Annotated in this window: 17 protein-coding genes; 9 read left to right on the top strand and 8 right to left on the bottom strand. The window is 37.6% G+C overall.

All coding sequences use genetic code 11. The annotated features are described in order from the left end of the window. Nucleotides 1-203: 203 nt before the first annotated feature. The 8 genes from RMB03_RS16735 to RMB03_RS16700 all read left to right on the top strand — a co-directional run bounded on the left by RMB03_RS16735 (nucleotide 204) and on the right by RMB03_RS16700 (nucleotide 9,453). Nucleotides 204-869, top strand: a complete 666-nt coding sequence (locus tag RMB03_RS16735) for a nucleoside-diphosphate sugar epimerase (RefSeq protein WP_311076984.1) — start codon at nucleotides 204-206, stop codon at nucleotides 867-869. A gap of 12 nt (nucleotides 870-881) precedes the next feature. Then, nucleotides 882-1,388: a ribonuclease E activity regulator RraA gene (gene rraA / locus RMB03_RS16730; protein WP_045432975.1), complete on the top strand. Its 507-nt coding sequence runs from the start codon at nucleotides 882-884 to the stop codon at nucleotides 1,386-1,388. Between the two features lie 21 nt (nucleotides 1,389-1,409). Beyond that, entirely contained in the window at nucleotides 1,410-2,192 is a 783-nt protein-coding gene (locus tag RMB03_RS16725) for a glutathione S-transferase N-terminal domain-containing protein (protein WP_311076983.1), read from the top strand. 134 nt (nucleotides 2,193-2,326) lie between these two features. Next, nucleotides 2,327-3,259 carry a Dyp-type peroxidase gene (locus tag RMB03_RS16720; protein ID WP_026057206.1) on the top strand — a complete coding sequence of 311 codons (933 nt, stop codon included), beginning with the start codon at nucleotides 2,327-2,329 and terminating at the stop codon, nucleotides 3,257-3,259. Nucleotides 3,260-3,341: 82 nt separating this feature from the next. After that, on the top strand, nucleotides 3,342-3,698 hold the full coding sequence (locus tag RMB03_RS16715) for a hypothetical protein (RefSeq protein ID WP_311076982.1): 357 nt from the start codon (nucleotides 3,342-3,344) through the stop codon (nucleotides 3,696-3,698). Nucleotides 3,699-3,832: 134 nt separating this feature from the next. Next, nucleotides 3,833-7,294 carry a transcription-repair coupling factor gene (mfd, locus tag RMB03_RS16710; protein ID WP_311076981.1) on the top strand — a complete coding sequence of 1,154 codons (3,462 nt, stop codon included), beginning with the start codon at nucleotides 3,833-3,835 and terminating at the stop codon, nucleotides 7,292-7,294. Nucleotides 7,295-7,495: 201 nt separating this feature from the next. Next, entirely contained in the window at nucleotides 7,496-7,930 is a 435-nt protein-coding gene (locus RMB03_RS16705) for an HIT domain-containing protein (RefSeq protein ID WP_002117900.1), read from the top strand. A gap of 56 nt (nucleotides 7,931-7,986) precedes the next feature. After that, nucleotides 7,987-9,453 carry an adenylate/guanylate cyclase domain-containing protein gene (locus RMB03_RS16700; protein ID WP_080026969.1) on the top strand — a complete coding sequence of 489 codons (1,467 nt, stop codon included), beginning with the start codon at nucleotides 7,987-7,989 and terminating at the stop codon, nucleotides 9,451-9,453. A 45-nt stretch (nucleotides 9,454-9,498) separates the two neighbouring features. Here the strand turns inward: RMB03_RS16700 and fdx are convergent, their stop codons facing one another. The 8 genes from fdx to RMB03_RS16660 form a co-directional block, all read right to left on the bottom strand. Further along, nucleotides 9,499-9,837 carry an ISC system 2Fe-2S type ferredoxin gene (fdx, locus tag RMB03_RS16695; RefSeq protein WP_003651552.1) on the bottom strand — a complete coding sequence of 113 codons (339 nt, stop codon included), beginning with the start codon at nucleotides 9,835-9,837 and terminating at the stop codon, nucleotides 9,499-9,501. A gap of 17 nt (nucleotides 9,838-9,854) precedes the next feature. Further along, nucleotides 9,855-11,714, bottom strand: a complete 1,860-nt coding sequence (gene hscA, locus RMB03_RS16690; RefSeq protein WP_311076980.1) for a Fe-S protein assembly chaperone HscA — start codon at nucleotides 11,712-11,714, stop codon at nucleotides 9,855-9,857. A gap of 38 nt (nucleotides 11,715-11,752) precedes the next feature. Further along, nucleotides 11,753-12,271 (bottom strand): Fe-S protein assembly co-chaperone HscB, encoded by a 519-nt coding sequence (gene hscB / locus RMB03_RS16685; RefSeq protein ID WP_003651556.1) that lies wholly within the window; start codon nucleotides 12,269-12,271, stop codon nucleotides 11,753-11,755. Nucleotides 12,272-12,355: 84 nt separating this feature from the next. After that, on the bottom strand, nucleotides 12,356-12,676 hold the full coding sequence (gene iscA / locus RMB03_RS16680) for an iron-sulfur cluster assembly protein IscA (RefSeq protein ID WP_003651558.1): 321 nt from the start codon (nucleotides 12,674-12,676) through the stop codon (nucleotides 12,356-12,358). A gap of 30 nt (nucleotides 12,677-12,706) precedes the next feature. Next, nucleotides 12,707-13,093, bottom strand: a complete 387-nt coding sequence (gene iscU, locus RMB03_RS16675; RefSeq protein ID WP_003651560.1) for a Fe-S cluster assembly scaffold IscU — start codon at nucleotides 13,091-13,093, stop codon at nucleotides 12,707-12,709. A 67-nt stretch (nucleotides 13,094-13,160) separates the two neighbouring features. Then, nucleotides 13,161-14,378 (bottom strand): IscS subfamily cysteine desulfurase, encoded by a 1,218-nt coding sequence (locus tag RMB03_RS16670; protein ID WP_311076979.1) that lies wholly within the window; start codon nucleotides 14,376-14,378, stop codon nucleotides 13,161-13,163. Between the two features lies 1 nt (nucleotide 14,379). Continuing rightward, nucleotides 14,380-14,853 (bottom strand): Rrf2 family transcriptional regulator, encoded by a 474-nt coding sequence (locus RMB03_RS16665; protein WP_003651563.1) that lies wholly within the window; start codon nucleotides 14,851-14,853, stop codon nucleotides 14,380-14,382. A 109-nt stretch (nucleotides 14,854-14,962) separates the two neighbouring features. Then, the gene (locus RMB03_RS16660; protein WP_005041007.1) at nucleotides 14,963-15,610 is read right to left on the bottom strand and encodes a hypothetical protein; all 648 of its coding nucleotides are present in this window, start codon (nucleotides 15,608-15,610) and stop codon (nucleotides 14,963-14,965) included. A gap of 208 nt (nucleotides 15,611-15,818) precedes the next feature. On the opposite strand from RMB03_RS16660, the gene RMB03_RS16655 reads away from it, so the two are divergent. Next, nucleotides 15,819-16,274 carry a phasin family protein gene (locus RMB03_RS16655; RefSeq protein ID WP_045432641.1) on the top strand — a complete coding sequence of 152 codons (456 nt, stop codon included), beginning with the start codon at nucleotides 15,819-15,821 and terminating at the stop codon, nucleotides 16,272-16,274. Nucleotide 16,275: the final 1 nt, after the last annotated feature.

Here is a 16,275-nt window from a genome sequence, read left to right as displayed (position 1 = left end):
CCTTGAAAATAAGTTGGTCTGGGCGGGCTGTGGTCAATCCAGTAAACTGGTGCAACCATCACCAGCCCGTAAACAAGTGCCATATTGTGATGAATAGACACCGTGAAGTCAAGCCTTGAGAACGTTTTAAGCTGTTTTAGGGGCTGTTAAAACGGTAAGAAAAGGTTAAATTTAAAACAAAGTTAAAGAGGGATGGATAAAAAATGACAGCAGGTAAGAAAAAAGCGATTGTGCTCGGCGCAACAGGGTTGGTCGGATTAGCACTTGTTGAAAAGCTCCAGCAGGCTCCGGAATTTGAAGCCATTACGCTGGTGGTTAGAAAAGAAGCTCAAGTATTTAATACATATGACAAAGTTAACCAGCTCATCATAGAAGATTTCTTAATGTTGAATGATGAAGATGTGAATGGTTATACCCATGCATTTAGCTGTCTGGGAACAACATTAAAAAATGCGGGCTCAAGGCAAGGCTTCTACGCGGTAGATTATGAAATCAATGCCCATTTGGCAGATTTGGTACAAGATAAACATATTCACCTTTTATTAGTGAGTGCCCTTGGTGCAAATGCAAACTCACCAATTTTCTACAATAAAGTGAAAGGACAGTTAGAAGATTATATTGAGAGTTTGGGAATTGAAAAATTATCTATTTTTAGACCCTCTTTACTTATTGGTAAGCGCAGTGATGTACGGCTTATAGAGGATTTGGGGCAAAGTCTATTTAAATTTATTGAGAATAAATGGCAAAAACCATTCAAATATAAACCTGTGACGGCGGAGCAATTGGCTCATACCATGGTCGTAGCGGCGCTAACGCAAATTGAAGCATTCAAACGATATGATAATCTGAGCATACAGAAAACTCGATAAGGGAGAATGGAAGTGTCGACAGTACCGTTTGTAACATGTGATTTATTAGATGATAATCCTGAAAAAGACTTACAAGTTGTAATTCCCTCAATGGATGGAAAGTTCTTTCAAAGTTATGGGGCGCGTAAAACTTTTGGGGGACAGGTTGTAACAGTAAAGTGTTTTGAAGATAACTCGCGTGTAAAAGAGTTATTGGCAACAGATGGTACAGATAAAGTACTCGTTGTAGATGGGGGTGCATCTATGCGTTGTGCGCTTATGGGTGACCTGATTGCAGAATCGGCAGTTAAAAATAACTGGAATGGTGTCGTAATCTATGGCTGTGTACGCGATGTTGATGCTATTGCTACCCTTGATCTAGGTATACATGCATTGGCAGCAATTCCCCAAAAAAGTAATCGTAAAGGCATTGGCGAAGTAGATACCACTTTGTATTTTGGTGGTGTCACAATTCAATCAGGCGATTATATCTATGCTGATAATAATGGAATTGTGATTTCAAAAGAAAAATTAGTGTAATCACAGTCTATAAAGGATCGCATGATGGTGAATCATCAAATTAAAGTATTGCAAGCAGTTGTATCGGCAATTGCTGAAGGTGGTAGAGGCGTAACAGGCACCGCATTTCCTCAGCAACCTGTAAAAGCTTTGAAGCTATACGAATTTGAAGGTTCGCCATTTTGCCGTCGTGTTCGCGAAGTGATTACTCTCTTAAATCTGGATGTTGAAATTTATCCATGCCCTAAAGGTGGGTTGAAGTATCGTTCTATTGTTAAAGAGACTGGTGGTAAATTACAGTTTCCTTTTTTAATAGATGAAAATATAGGTGACTACTTATATGAGTCACAAGAAATTATTCATCATTTATTTAAACACTACGGTAAGACCGGAAAGACGCCTCAGAAATTTTCGAGTTATCCTAACATCCCTTATGCTGCATTTGCTGGGACCATATTAAATGGTGCTCGTGGAGTTTGGATAAATAAAAAAATCATTGATAGAGTTGCGCCTGAACAAAAACTTGAGTTATGGAGCTTTGAAGCAAGTCCTTATTCACGAGTTGTAAGAAGTCTACTCTGTGAGCTGGAGCTTCCTTATATTTTGCATAATGTTGCAAAAGAAAGATGGCAAGATCAAGGTCCAGCTATTTTTCGCTTAAAACCGGGTAAATATGTGCCTCTAAAAGGTGGAAAGCGAGAAAAAATATTGCCTGTTATGCAAGGTAAAATGCAGGTACCTTATTTGGTAGACCCAAATACGGGAGTGAAGATGTTTGAGTCTGCTCAAATCGTAAAATATTTAAAGAAGCAATATGGTCGTTGATTAATTAAGATAGGCTTTAGTAAGAGTTTAAGTCAATTTACTTAAACTCTTAGAAAGATCAGATTTCATAAGAACATGAATATGCTAAATTAAAGAGGTTAAATACCCAAATAAGGCATAATTTTATGGAATGTATGAGAATTCAACCTGTAACGAGCAGTCCCGGTGAAAATGCACTATTTATCGTATTGGGACTCACTCAAGGTGATTCTGTAATAGAAAAAGTAAAAGATTTTGCTAGTAATTTTTCAGCATTAACTAGAAGTCTAACTAATCGTTATCCAGATAGTAAGTTTAATGCCACGCTAGGTTTTAGTTCAAATGCATGGGATATCTTATTTCCAGAGCAAGCGAAGCCTCAAGAATTAGAAACATTTAAAGAAATTAAAGGGCCGAAATACACGGCTGTTTCAACAGCTGGTGATCTATTTTTTCATATTCGTGCTGATCGTCAGGCTTTATGTTATGAGCTGGGTAATATAATCAATCAACAACTTGGTAAAGTGACTTATCCAATTGATGAAGTGCATGGTTTTCGTTATTTTGATGGACGGGCAATTATTGGCTTCGTAGATGGAACAGAGAATCCAGAACCAGTTATTGCAGCGCAATGGGCATTAGTGGGCAATGAAGATCCTGACTTTATCGGTGGAAGTTATGCTTTTATCCAGAAATATACACACGACATGGAAAAATGGCGTTCATTAACCGATGAAGAGCAAGAAAAAGTGATTGGGCGCAAAAAGTTCAATGATGTTGAACTCGGTGATGATGAAAAGCCACTAACTGCACATAATGTAGTAAGTAAAGCGCATGATGCAGAAGGTAATGAGCTTAAAATTATGCGAGCTAATATGCCTTTCTCAAATCCTTCAAAAAATGAATATGGCACATTTTTTATCGGTTACTCGCGTAAATTTAGTACAACCCGACAAATGCTTGAAAACATGTTCTTGGGGAACGAGCAGGGCAATCTTGATCGGTTGCTTGACTTTAGTACTGCTCAAACAGGAACTTTATTTTTTGTACCAACGGTCGATTTTCTTGATGATTTAGGTGATGACTAGTCGTTAAACCAAAAGGCTTAAATGATGGAAGTAACTAAATTACTTCCATTGCTTGAATTGAAAATTAATATGATGTGATGAAATGTTTAAGAAGATAACGCAGCTTTTTCAAGGCTCAAAAGAAACACCAGAACAAATTTACTTGCAAGAGAATCTATTAGAATTTGATTCTGAACGCGGTCATATAATCAACGATATAGTGATTAATGAGAAATGGTCAGAACATCTTGAGTATTTCTCAAACCGTAAATTACAAAATTTTGATAATCTTCAGAAATTATTCCTAATTACTCCACAAATTAATGAAAAGATTGATCTGGAAATCGCAACCCAACGTTATGTAGAAAGATTAGGAAATACACAAGAAAAGCTACTTCAGCTTAAAGCGATTATACAAATATTAAATCAATATTACGTTTTGTTTTTGCGTGATAAATAATCATAGTTGATTGATTAAAAAATATAAAAAGTAGAGCTAACTAGTAGTTTGATTTTCAAAAAAATAACTCATTTCACTAAAAACATCATGCTACTATTAGGCTCATATCTTTTTAGCTGATAAAAGCCATATACATGTTTCAACAAGAAATCTCTCAATTGAATTTACAACAGCTCAAAGCCGGTGAAAAGCGTTGGGTGGGGTCGTTATTAGGTTCATCTGCTGCATTATTATTTAAAGAAATTGCTGTTCAGCATCCATCTTTACTTGTTGTGGTCGCTAGAAATAACCAACATGTTGCTCAATTAGAAAGTGAACTTGAGTTTTATGGCATAAAACCGACAATTTTTCCTGATTGGGAAATCTTGCCGTATGATCGTTTGTCACCTCATCAAGATATTGTTTCAGAACGTCTTGCAATTTTATCTAATATGCCTCAGAAGGGTGTATTGCTCATTTCAGCAAGTACTTTAGCTCAAAGAGTTGCACCATATTCATGGGTTTTGGGTGAACACTTTGATATTCACGTTGGACAGAAATTCGATTTAGAGCAACAGAAGTTACGTTTAGTACAAGCCGGTTATCATTTGGTAGACACTGTTTATGATCACGGTGAGTTTGCTGTACGTGGCAGTATTATGGATATTTTTGCGTCAGGCCAAGAAGCGCCTATTCGTATTGATCTGTTTGATGATGAAGTTGATACATTAAAATTCTTTGATCCAGAAACGCAAAGAACAACGAAGCCTTTAAAAAGTTTTACAGTTTTACCAGCAAAAGAATTTCCACTAAAAGAAGCCCGTTCAATTTTTAGAGATCGGTATTCTGAACTTTTCCCTACGGCTAATCCTAAGAAAAACCCGATTTATCAAGATGTCCTAGAGGGAATTGCTTCACCAGGAATTGAATTTTATTTACCATTGTTTTTTGATAAAGCACAAATGCAATCGCAAAGTACGCTTACAACGTACTTCCCAAAGAATTGCATTGTAATTACAACCAGTGATATAGATACTGACTTAACCAATTTTTGGAAAGAAGTTTTTCGTCGTTATGAAGACAGACGTCATAACGTAGATCAGCCAATTCTTCCCCCTGAAGAATTATTTATTGCCCCAAATCATCTGCTTAGTGCTTTAAATCAGTTTCCGCGTATGTTGGTGAGTGCAGAAATAGTTGAAGAAAAAGCTGGCGCCTTAAATCTTAAGGTAGAGCAGCCACCCAAGTTACCAGTTGATCCAAAAAAAGAAAAACCATTTGCGGTAGTCAAAAAATATATTGATGAAGCAAATCATCCAGTCTTGTTGGTTGCAGAAAGTGCAGGTCGACGTGAAAGCTTAAGAGATGGTTTACGTGCCAGTTTAGGAGATATCCCAGGCGTAGACAGTTTTGAACAATTTCAGACGAGTCAGTTTGCGATTGCTATTACAAATGCACCGTTAGACCGTGGTTTGCTTTTAACAGACCAATTGTCGGTTATTTCAGAAAATCAGTTATATGAACATCGGGTAGTTCAGCGTCGTCGTAAACGTCAGCAAGAAGTTTCAGAAGAGTTCTTAATTCGCAGTTTGACTGAATTAAGTATAGATGCTCCTGTTGTTCATATTGATCATGGTGTGGGACGTTATGCAGGATTAGTTACTTTAGCAATTGAAGGGCAAGATTATGAATTCTTGCAATTAAATTATGCTGAAGGGGCCAAAGTTTATGTGCCTGTGACTAATTTGCATCTTATTAGTCGTTATAGTGGTGGAGACCCAGATTTAGCTCCACTTCATAAAATTGGAAGTGATGCGTGGAGTAAAGCTAAACGCAAAGCTTTAGAACAAATTCATGATGTTGCAGCCGAATTATTACATATACAAGCACGTCGTCAGTCAAAACCTGGTTTTGGCTTTGAACTCGATCAATCACTTTATATGCAATTTACCAGTGGATTTGCTTACGAAGAAACACTCGATCAGGCGAATGCTATTGAAGCCACGCTTCACGATATGCAACAAGCTAGACCTATGGATCGACTTGTTTGTGGCGATGTTGGTTTCGGTAAAACTGAAGTAGCAATGCGAGCCGCGTTTGTTGCTGTGCAAAACGGTAAGCAAGTTGCTGTTTTAGTACCTACAACTTTACTTGCACAACAACATTATGAATCTTTTAAAGATCGTTTTGCTGATTGGCCTGTGCGTATAGAAGTGTTGTCACGCTTTGGCTCAAATAAAGCCCATACAAAAAATATTGAAGATTTAATTGCTGGTAAAGTAGATATTGTGGTGGGAACACATAAACTTTTACAAGAAAATGTGCAATTTAAAGACTTGGGTCTAATGGTGGTCGATGAAGAACATCGATTTGGTGTGCGTGATAAAGAGCGCATCAAAGCATTGAGAGCTGATGTCGATATGTTGACGCTTACCGCAACACCAATTCCACGAACTTTAAATATGGCTTTTTCAGGAATGCGTGATCTATCTATCATTGCTACACCACCAGCCCGTCGTTTAGCGGTTAAAACATTTGTACAAGAACATACGGAAGCTTCTATTAAAGAAGCGATCTTGCGTGAATTACTACGTGGTGGCCAAGTATACTTCTTACATAATGAAGTCGATACGATTGAACGAGCTGCTGAAAACATCCGTGTTCTTGTGCCTGAAGCTCGTGTGGCAGTAGCTCATGGCCAAATGAGAGAACGAGAGCTCGAACAAGTTATGCAGCAGTTCTATCACAAAGAATTTAATGTATTGGTATGCTCAACCATTATTGAAACCGGAATCGATGTTCCAAATGCCAACACAATTTTGATAGAAAGAGCTGATAAACTTGGTTTAGCTCAATTGCATCAATTACGTGGCCGTGTGGGACGATCACATCACCAAGCCTATGCTTATTTACTGGTTCCTTCTATTAAACATTTAAAAGGTGATGCAGAAAAGCGTTTAGATGCAATCCAGCGTGCTTCAACTTTGGGTGCTGGCTTTATGCTAGCTACAGAAGATTTAGAAATTCGCGGTGCAGGTGAGCTTTTAGGTGAGCAACAAAGTGGTTCAATGCAGGCAATTGGCTATAGTCTGTATATGGAAATGCTGGAGAAAGCCACTAAGGCAATTCAGCAAGGTAAAACCCCGAATTTTGATGCACCTTTGTCATTAACTGCGGAAATCAATTTACATATTCCAGCGCTTATTCCAGATGAGTATTTGGGAGATGTTCATCAGCGTTTATTGTTCTATAAGCGTATTAGTAATACAGATACGCAAGAAAAACTGGACAACATCCGTATGGAGTTAATTGATCGTTTTGGAGTGCCACCACAATCTGTAAAACACTTATTTAGTGTTCATCAGATTAGGCTGAAAGCAGAGCAGTTGGGTATTACCAAAATTGATATCAATACACAAGGCGGTAATATTGAGTTTTCCCCGGATACTCCAGTTCAAGCCATCAGTATTATTCAGTTAATGCAAAAAAATCCGACCTATTACCGCATGGATGGTGGGCAGCGTTTGAAGGTTATGGTTCAGCTTGAAGAACATGAAAAACGTATCCAGTTCATTAATGATTTGTTAGCGAAATTATTAACTGAAATACATGTATAAATAATGTTTTGAAGCATTTTTTACTGCGTGTGAATTTTATGTAAGTTGATAGCATGGTTTTATGCATGATTTCTTGGAGCATAGGAGGAATAAGTGCATAAAATCATTGTTATTTGTAATCAAACCAGACACTACCAATACTCACATCAAAACTGATGTGATAGTATTAGCCATTATTGTTTATTGTCATTTATAAAAGATATGTTTAGTTTGCATCCACAACTTGCTCAAGATACTTTTTTTGTAGGCGATTTTCCGCTTTCAACATGTCGTTTAATGAATGATATGCAATTCCCGTGGCTGATTTTAATCCCTCGTGTGCCGGGAATCACAGAATTATATGAATTGAGCCAAGCTGATCAAGAGCAGTTTTTACGCGAATCAAGTTGGTTGTCTAGCCAGCTATCTCGAGTATTCCGTGCTGATAAAATGAATGTTGCAGCTCTAGGTAACATGGTGCCTCAGTTGCATTTCCATCATGTCGTGCGTTATCAAAATGATGTTGCATGGCCTAAGCCAGTTTGGGGCACACCTGCTGTTCCATACACAAATGATGTGCTGGCTCACATGCGTCAAACCCTTATGCTTGCTTTACGTGGTCAAGGTGATATGCCTTTTGATTGGCGCATGGATTAAATCAATGCAATGCCACATTTATATGAATGTGGCTACATTGAGGTGTGGAGGATAGGGTGCAATTAGAGAGGTTTATCGATAGAGAGCCTAAGCAGTTTGCATATTTTCATCGCTTGATGGGATATTCAATTCTGTCCTTAATTTTAGTGATCTATGCGTTTACCTCACCTAATACAAACTATCAGATCTATGTTCCACCTTTTTTCCTATTTTTGCTTTTTATTAGTTCGAAGTTAGAATACTGGCTTCAATACCAATTTGATAAGAAAACTCAAAAAAGTGTCTTTTTTGCAATTGATGCAATTGTTGTAGCAGTTACCTTGGCGGGTCTGCATCTTAATTTGGTGCCTACATTTATTGCTCTTTTTGCATTATTTTATTCTGCAATTAATAGTCGTATTTCTTTTGCAGTCATTTGTTTGACTAGCTTGTTAGGCGCTATTATTTTTTATTTAAGTACTTTTTTCCTATTTGGTTTTTATACATATTTTGAACCTACTAGCCAAGAGTTAACTGTAATTACACTCTTAGGTTTGGTCATGTTTATCACCATTGGAAATTATTACCAACACCGTTGGGTTAAAAAAATCAGTCAGCAGCGCCAACATTACTATGATCAAATGACGCGCTATATTGCTTTTGCTAATCAGTTAAGTCGTTATGCACCGCTACAGTTGTGGCAGTCTATTATGCGCGGTGAAGCGGAAGCAAAAATTGAATATAAAAGGAAAAAAATGACTGTATTTTTTTCTGATATTCAGGGCTTTACAGAGTTATCAGAAACATTAATTCCTGATGATTTGGCATTTTTGCTTAATGATTATTTAAGCCATATGACGGAAATTGCGAAGCAGTATGAAGCTACTGTCGATAAATTTATGGGGGATGCCATCCTCATATTTTTTGGTGATCCGAATTCTCAGGGTGTAGAGCAAGATGCCAAAGCCTGTGTAGAAATGGCAATCGCTATGCGTCAGCAAATGAAATTGTTACGCGAACGATGGAAAAAAATGGGCTATTCAGCCTTACACATTCGTATGGGAATTAGTACCGGTTACTGCCACGTAGGAAATTATGGGGCAACGCATCGTATGGCTTATACCATTGTAGGTCGTGATGTGAATTTGGCAGCTCGTTTACAATATGCTGCTGAAATAGATGAAATCTTGATTTCAGATGATACTTATCAAATAATCAAAAGTGATTTTCTTTGTGCTCCCAAAACGCCAATTTACTTAAAAGGTATTCAAGGTGCAGTAAAGACATGGCAGGTGATGGAGAAGTACACGGGGAATAAGTCAGATCATCAACAATGGTTTGACTATGAGTATAAAGGCTTTCATTTAGTACTTAATTTAGAAGAAGTACAAAATTATGAATATCCAGAATTGGTAGAAGTACTTGAGAAAATGGTTCAACGACTTAAAGTTCAACAAACTTTAATTAATACTCAAGGCATTGCACGGTTAAGACTTGAAGATGAAGTTAAGCCAGTTGAAATTGATCAACAAGATCAAGTTTAAAAACGTGAAGTAAAAAAAAGCTGCTTTTAAAGCAGCTTTTTTATTTTAATGATTTTCGGAAGCGTGATTGATTGTATATTTAGGAATCTCAATTTCTAAATCTTCATCAACAATCTTCACTTGGCAAGAGAGACGAGAATCTGGTTCAAGACCCCAAGCCCGATCTAAAAGATCTGCTTCAACGTCATCCATTTCTTCTAGACTGTCAAAGCCCTTGCGAACGACTACATGACAAGTTGTACAAGCACACGACATGTCACAAGCGTGTTCAATTTTAATTCCTCGATCAAGCAAACTTTGACAAAGATTTGCATTTTGTTCGACTTCAAATTCTGCGCCTTCTGGGCAGATCTGAGCATGAGGAAGTACTTTAATGCGGGGCATATTGATCACCTATACCTTTAGTTTGAATTTGACCAATCTTCAAGTTTTGTACCTTTTAAGGCGTGGTCAATATGTCGATTCATACGTAGTGCGGCAAAAGCATCACTATGTACTTTAAGTTGTTCTACAGCTTTTTCAATCGCTTGAATATCATTGCCTTCAAGTTGTACTTTCAGCAAATTTTCAGCAGTTTTAAGTGCTTCAAGCTGCTCATCATTGAGTAAATCAGCATCAACTTTGAGAGCTTGTTCTAAAGCTTCAAGTTCACGTTGGGCTTCAACTTTGGTTTCTTTTAAATGACGCAGATTTTTATCTTCTTCTGCGTGCTGGAAACCTTCAATTAATAAGCGTTCAGTATCAGATTCCGATAGGCCATAAGATGGCTTAATATCAATTTGAGCCTGTACACCTGAAGTAGTTTCACGAGCAGAAACTGTAAGTAAACCATCAGCATCTACCTGAAAGGTAACTTCAATGCGTGCTTGACCAGCAGTCATTGGAGGAATGCCATGAAGGACAAATCTTCCTAATGAACGACAGTGCTCTACCAAATCTCGTTCACCTTGAACAACATGAATAAGCATGGCAGTTTGGCCATCTTGATAAGTTGTGAATTCTTGACGACGAGCGACTGGAATAGCAGTATTACGTGAAATAAGACGTTCTACTAATCCACCCATGGTTTCTAAGCCAAGTGAAAGAGGAGTGACATCTAAAAGTAATGAGCCATCTTGGCTATTACCAATAAGCTGGTTAGCCGTGATAGAAGCACCAATTGCAACTACTTCATCAGGATTGATCGTACAAAGTGGTTCTTGATTAAATACATTACGAACTGCTTGCTGAACAGCATAAGAACGGGTAGAGCCACCAACTAAAACAACATTCTGAATATCAGTTAACTCAAGTTTCGCATCACGTAAAACGCGTTTACAAACACTGATTGTTTTATCTAAAGCAACTTGAATAATGCTTTCAAAAGTTGGACGATCAAGTGTTAGTACGTTTTCAAGTAGTTTTAACTGAACTGATTCTTGTGTAGATAGTTGTTCTTTTGCTTGACGAGCAGCAACAATAAATACTGCATAAGTTTCATCGTTAAGAGTATCGATATTGAGCTGTTTTTTAGCCCATTTAACAATGAGACGATCTAAGTCATCACCACCTAAAGCAGTGTGGCCACCTGTAGCTAATACTTCAAAGACACCTTGTGAGAAACGCAAGATTGATACGTCGAAAGTACCACCACCTAAATCATAAATTACATAGTTATGATCTGTAGCTAAATTAGTTTCTTGGTCTAAACCATAAGCAACAGCAGCAGCAGTTGGCTCGTTTAATAAACGTAATACATTTAAGCCAGCAAGCTGGGCAGCATCACGTGTTGCTTGTCGCTGAGCTTCATCAAAATAGGCTGGAACAGTAATCACTGCGCCATTTATTGGATTTTGTAAGCTAGCTTCAGCACGGTCTTTTAATTGCTTTAAAATTTCAGCAGAAATTTCAACTGGTGTTTTTCGTCCCGCACGTGTTTCAAAAGCTGGCATTTCATTTTCGGAACCCACTAACTCATATGGGTGTTGAAATTTAATATCTGCTTTTGAACGACCCATAAAACGTTTTACAGAAACAATTGTATTTTTAGGATCGGCAATAAGGAAAGGCTTTGCTTCTTCACCATATTGAGTTGCATCATTTCCATAGTGCACAATAGAAGGAAGGAGTCTTCTTTCTTTTTCGTCATTGAGTACTTTAGGTTTGCCTGATAACACTGTCGCAACTAAAGAATGTGTTGTTCCTAGGTCGATACCAATCGCAATGCGGTGTTGATGTGGGGCACTGGATTGACCCGGTTCAGCAATTTGCAAAAGTGCCATGAGTTAAATCCCTTGAATATAATTTGGAAAAAGCAAAATTAAAAATCGTCGTCTAAATCAAAGTTGTCTTCGTCATCCAACATTTGATCTTCTGCTTTTTCAATGTCGTTAAGAACGCGCTGAAAGAAACGTAATTTACGTACAGTATCTCGAGCTTCGCCCCAGTCCTCATCTGCGTAATCAATTTTAAATTCGCGAACTAGGCCATCCATCCATTGAAACACTTCTTGTTTAAGTGTGGTCAGATGCTCTTGTGAAGTTGCTTCATCAAGTTGTTCACGAATTTCTAAAGCTGATTGTAAGAACTCAAAATCGCTAATGGATTGATCGAGGTGGTGATCTTGCTTTTTGAGTGACAATAGATAAGCAGCGCGGCTATCTACTTGCGACAAAGTTTTAAAAGCTTGATTGATTTCACTTGATTTGATCAACGCCTGATCTTTATCTTCAGCTTTATCTGGATGATACTGCTGCTGCAAATTCAAGAAACTAGATTTTAAGCTCGCCAAATCGATATCGAGTGCTACGGGTAAATTGAACAACTCAAAATGATTCATTGGAAATGAGGTCCACATTAATTAAATACATTAAAACAGTGCTATAAAAAGACACTGTTTTAATGAGAGATGAAAGGAGAAAGCTTAGACAGTGAAAGATTCACCACAGCCACATTCACCTTTTTTATTAGGATTGTTAAATTCGAACCCTTCATTAAGGCCATTTTTAACGTAGTCCATTTCTAAGCCCTCTAAATATACTGAGCTTTTTGGATCTACAAATACCTTAACGCCAAATTGTTCGAAAACTTGGTCATGTTCATCAATAGAGTCTACAAACTCAAGAACATAGGCCAATCCAGAACAACCAGAAGTTTTCACACCCACGCGAATGCCTTCACCCTTACCTCGATTTTTAAGGTAATTGCTAATATGAGTCGCAGCATTTTCAGTTAAATGAATCATGAAAACTCCAACGTTTACAATGGTAACAAATTACGCTTTAGATTTTTTAGTGCGATAATCTTCAATCGCAGCTTTAATCGCATCTTCAGCTAGTACAGAACAGTGAACTTTTACTGGTGGAAGTGCAAGCTCAGTCGCAATATCAATATTCTTGATGGTTTGAGCTTCATCAAGAGTTTTGCCTTTTAACCATTCGGTTACAAGAGAACTCGATGCGATTGCAGAACCACAACCATAAGTTTTAAAACGTGCTTCTTCGATTACACCATTATCGTTTACTTGGATTTGTAAACGCATTACGTCACCACACGCAGGTGCACCGACCATACCTGTACCAACATTTTCAGAGTTTTTATCTAAAACACCAACATTACGTGGGTTTTCGTAATGATCAATTACTTTTTCGCTATAAGCCATGTCGCTTCTCCAAACCTCGGGGTCAGCCTAATATTAATATGAGGGTAAAAATACTAATTTCAATGAATTAGTGTTCAGCCCATTCAACTGTAGAAAGATCGATACCTTCTTTATACATATCCCAAAGCGGAGAAAGTTCACGTAATTTCTCAACAGCGGCTTTGGTAATTGTAAGCACATGATCAATGTCTTCTTCAGTTGTGTATTTACCAAAACTGAAGCGGATCGAGCTGTGCGCTAGTTCATCAGATAAACCTAATGCGCGAAGAACATATGAAGGCTCTAAAGTTGCAGAAGTACAAGCAGAACCACTTGATACAGCAGCATCTTTAAGTGCCATCATTAAAGATTCACCTTCAACAAAGTTAAAGCTGACATTTAAATAGTTAGCAACGTTTTGAGTTGGATGACCGTTTAAGAAAACCTGTTCAAGGCCTTGTAAACCATTCCAAAGTTTATCACGTAGTTTACGAATGCGTTCTTGTTCTGCATGCAATCTTTTGCCAGCAAGTTCAAAAGCTTCACCCATACCAACAATTTGGTGAGTTGCTAAAGTACCAGAGCGCATACCACGTTCATGACCACCGCCATGAATTTGTGCTTTTAAACGAACACGTGGGCTACGACGTACATATAATGCACCGATACCTTTTGGACCATAAATTTTATGAGCTGAGAAACTCATAAGATCAATTTTCATGGTAGATAAATCGATTTCAACTTTACCAGCAGCTTGAGCAGCATCTACATGAAAGAAGGTTTTATTGGCACGTGTTAACTCACCAATTGCTGCTACATCTGTAACTGTACCGATTTCGTTGTTTACCATCATAAGAGAAACAAGGACAGTATCAGGACGAAGTGCAGCTTTTACCATTTCAGGGGTAATTAAACCTGTTTGTGGTTCTGGTTCTAAATAAGTAATTTCAAAACCTTGTTCTTCTAATTCACGACAAGGATCTAGAACAGCTTTGTGTTCAATTTTACTTGTAATAATGTGTTTGCCTTTAGAAGCATAGAATTGAGCTACGCCTTTAAGTGCAAGGTTGTCTGATTCGGTAGCACCAGAAGTCCAAACGATTTCACGTGGATCGGCTTTAATTAAATTTGCGACTTGCCCACGCGCATATTCAACTTTTTCTTCTGCCTGCCAGCCATAAGCATGGGAACGAGATGCAGCATTACCAAAGGTACCGTCGAAAGTTAAACACTCCATCATACGTTCTGCAACTTGCGGATCTACTGGAGTGGTTGCTGCGTAATCAAGATAAATTGGACGTTTCATATCAAATACCTGTACCCGATAAAAGAGCTGAATCTGTGCCAGTCACATTTTGGCGCAATGCAACAGTTTGAACGTTGTCTCGGCTAATGAGGTCGGCAAGAGAGATTTTTGCTAAATAGTCGGCAATATGATGAGAGAGTTCTTGCCATAAATCGTGAGTAAGACACATTGCACCATTTTGGCAGTTAGCTTTGTGGTCGCAACGCGTTGCATCAACGGTTTCATTTACGGCTTCAATAATTTCTAACACAGTAATTTCATCAGCGTTTCGAGCCAAATGATAACCACCATTTGCACCACGGACACTAGAAACTAACCCATGACGCTTAAGTTTAGCGAATAACTGTTCTAAATAAGCAACTGAAATAGATTGACGAGCGGCAATTTCGGCGAGCGTGATCGTTTGTTCAGTTGGCTGCAAAGCTAAATCAAGTAGAGCAGTCACTGCGTAGCGACCGCGAGTTGTAAGGCGCATGATTCGATACACATGTTAAGACTAGATAATAGGATTTTATGAATCCCGACTAAAATAGTCAAGTTTTTTTATTTTTAATTCAAGTGCAGGAACAAAATGGAAAAATAATTTAAGCAACCCACAAATTATATATGAAAAAAACAATAAATATCAGGCTAATTATACCAAAGCCTAAGTTAATGTTGCGTTGACGTTGTTGTAAGCGAGTAATTCGATTTTGATATTGTTTAATTTCTACATGAAGTGAATTGATTTCTGAACGTTGTTGATCAATTTTTTCAAGCAATGGAGCAATTCGTTTACGTGAAGCAAGGGTTTCAGCTTCATCATCTGGTGTGTTAAACCATTGCTTCCAGTCAGCTAAAAGTTTGGGCAGAGTAAGATGAGAAATTAAATCTAATAACTCTTTTTTCGTTTCTTCATCACCATCAATACGCATGTTCTTAAGGCTACGCTGGTTTGAAAAAGCAAAAATCTTAATCAAATCGATAAGCGTACTATTGATTTCAAGATCAATACGTCGATCAAAAGAATGGATATCGAACAACAAACCCTTTTCTGTAAATTGAACATAAAAGTCAAAAAAAGGAAGGTAGCTATTGATGCGAATAGTTGTTTTGTTTGAAATAAACTTTTTCGCTTGCAAGCGAAGAACACCATCGTGGGTGAGAATAAATGAAAAGAAAGTTTCTAAAATAATTAGAACAATATTCAGCAACAGACGGGGATGTTTTTGTCTTTGTTGCGTTTCACTCATAAAAGTTTATCCTTACAAATAGCAGTTAACCGAAGAATGGGACATCCTATCCCAAACTTTAATAAATGTCCTGTTAAATATATTTACACGACTTAATTGCTTTGTAGAACAGTTTTGTAAATGGATCAAGTCTTTACTTTGATATTATAGAAATATTTTGTGGTCAAATCAGTCATCATCTCTCTCATCTGATTAGGAGCTTAGATCAATGGATAATGCAAATATAGATACCCCGACAGAAGAGTCAGAAGAAAAAAACAAATTAAAATCAAGAAGTTCAAGAAAGTCGGCTTTGGATTTTAGAAAGTATACCAAGCAAATTTGGTTAGCAGGGCTAGGGGCTTTTTCACGCGCAGAAGAAGAAGGTAATAAGCTATTTGACTCTCTGGTTAAGGTAGGTGAAGAGCTAGAATCTAAAACAGGAGATTTAGCAGATACTACTGTTGGTAAGGTCACAGAAAAAGCAAAAGAGTCTGTATCTGAAACAAAAGATAAAGTAGAAAAAATTCTTGATACGAGTGTTAACCATTCTTTAAACCGGATTGGACTGGTGACTCCGAAGGATTTACAGCACATTGAACAGCTCTTGGTACAGCTTCATATTAAGGTGGATGCTTTAATAGAAGAAAACCAGCAATTGAAAGAAAAATTGAATAAAAAGTAAA

This window comes from Acinetobacter sp. V91_7, assembly GCF_031799075.1.
In the GTDB taxonomy this organism is placed as follows: Bacteria; Pseudomonadota; Gammaproteobacteria; order Pseudomonadales; family Moraxellaceae; genus Acinetobacter; species Acinetobacter calcoaceticus.
This window is presented reverse-complemented; position numbering and strand designations above follow the sequence as displayed.

Coding starts and splice junctions, on each gene's coding strand:
- RMB03_RS16735 (WP_311076984.1), top strand. CDS start 204: ATGACAGCAGGTAAGAAAAAAGCGATTGTGCTCGGCGCAACAGGGTTG.
- RMB03_RS16725 (WP_311076983.1), top strand. CDS start 1,410: ATGATGGTGAATCATCAAATTAAAGTATTGCAAGCAGTTGTATCGGCA.
- RMB03_RS16720 (WP_026057206.1), top strand. CDS start 2,327: ATGAGAATTCAACCTGTAACGAGCAGTCCCGGTGAAAATGCACTATTT.
- RMB03_RS16715 (WP_311076982.1), top strand. CDS start 3,342: ATGTTTAAGAAGATAACGCAGCTTTTTCAAGGCTCAAAAGAAACACCA.
- mfd (WP_311076981.1), top strand. CDS start 3,833: ATGTTTCAACAAGAAATCTCTCAATTGAATTTACAACAGCTCAAAGCC.
- RMB03_RS16705 (WP_002117900.1), top strand. CDS start 7,496: ATGTTTAGTTTGCATCCACAACTTGCTCAAGATACTTTTTTTGTAGGC.
- fdx (WP_003651552.1), bottom strand. CDS start 9,837: ATGCCCCGCATTAAAGTACTTCCTCATGCTCAGATCTGCCCAGAAGGC.
- hscA (WP_311076980.1), bottom strand. CDS start 11,714: ATGGCACTTTTGCAAATTGCTGAACCGGGTCAATCCAGTGCCCCACAT.
- hscB (WP_003651556.1), bottom strand. CDS start 12,271: ATGAATCATTTTGAGTTGTTCAATTTACCCGTAGCACTCGATATCGAT.
- iscA (WP_003651558.1), bottom strand. CDS start 12,676: ATGATTCATTTAACTGAAAATGCTGCGACTCATATTAGCAATTACCTT.
- iscU (WP_003651560.1), bottom strand. CDS start 13,093: ATGGCTTATAGCGAAAAAGTAATTGATCATTACGAAAACCCACGTAAT.
- RMB03_RS16670 (WP_311076979.1), bottom strand. CDS start 14,378: ATGAAACGTCCAATTTATCTTGATTACGCAGCAACCACTCCAGTAGAT.
- RMB03_RS16665 (WP_003651563.1), bottom strand. CDS start 14,853: ATGCGCCTTACAACTCGCGGTCGCTACGCAGTGACTGCTCTACTTGAT.
- RMB03_RS16660 (WP_005041007.1), bottom strand. CDS start 15,610: ATGAGTGAAACGCAACAAAGACAAAAACATCCCCGTCTGTTGCTGAAT.
- RMB03_RS16655 (WP_045432641.1), top strand. CDS start 15,819: ATGGATAATGCAAATATAGATACCCCGACAGAAGAGTCAGAAGAAAAA.